Raw genomic sequence first — 705 nt, 5'->3', positions numbered from 1 at the left:
CTTCTCGCTATATGCTCTCGATGTTCCCGTACCCAAGCGGCAAGCTGCATATGGGTCACGTGCGTAACTATACCATCTCTGATGTCTTAAGCCGTTACTATCGTCTTAAGGGTTTTGATGTCATGCAGCCAATGGGCTGGGATGGTTTTGGCTTGCCAGCAGAAAACGCAGCTATCGCCAACCAAACGCCCCCTGCTGAATGGACGTTTACCAATATTGACAACATGCGTGCACAGCTCAAACTGCTTGGTTTGTCCATTGATTGGTCACGTGAATTTGCCACTTGTAGCCCTGAGTATTATCAGTGGGAGCAGTGGTTGTTTTTACAGTTATACAAAAAAGGCTTGGTCTACAAAAAGCTTGCGACAGTCAACTGGGATCCGGTCGACAATACTGTATTAGCCAACGAGCAAGTCATTGATGGTAAAGGTTGGCGTAGTGGCGCTGCAGTTGAAAAGCGCGACATCCCCATGTATTACTTTAACATCACTGATTATGCCGATGAGCTGCTTGATGATTTAGACCAGTTAGAAGGTCACTGGCCCTCTGAAGTACTGACGATGCAGCGCAATTGGATTGGTCGTAGTGCGGGTATGGAAGTACACTTCCCTTATGAGCTGGCTGGCGAAACCAATACTTTAGACGTGTTCACTACTCGCCCTGATACTTTAATGGGTGTGACTTATGTGGCAGTCGCGGCCGAGC

At 47.9% G+C, this 705-nt stretch carries 1 protein-coding gene; it reads left to right on the top strand.

All coding sequences use genetic code 11. From position 1 onward, the window contains the following. Positions 1–705: class I tRNA ligase family protein (locus tag ACS8FD_RS20630; RefSeq protein WP_439277240.1), on the top strand; the 705-nt coding region annotated here is incomplete at both ends.

This window comes from Psychrobacter sp. 1U2 (genome assembly GCF_051847575.1).
Note: the sequence above shows the minus strand (reverse complement) of the source record. Positions and strands in the feature narration are given on the sequence as shown.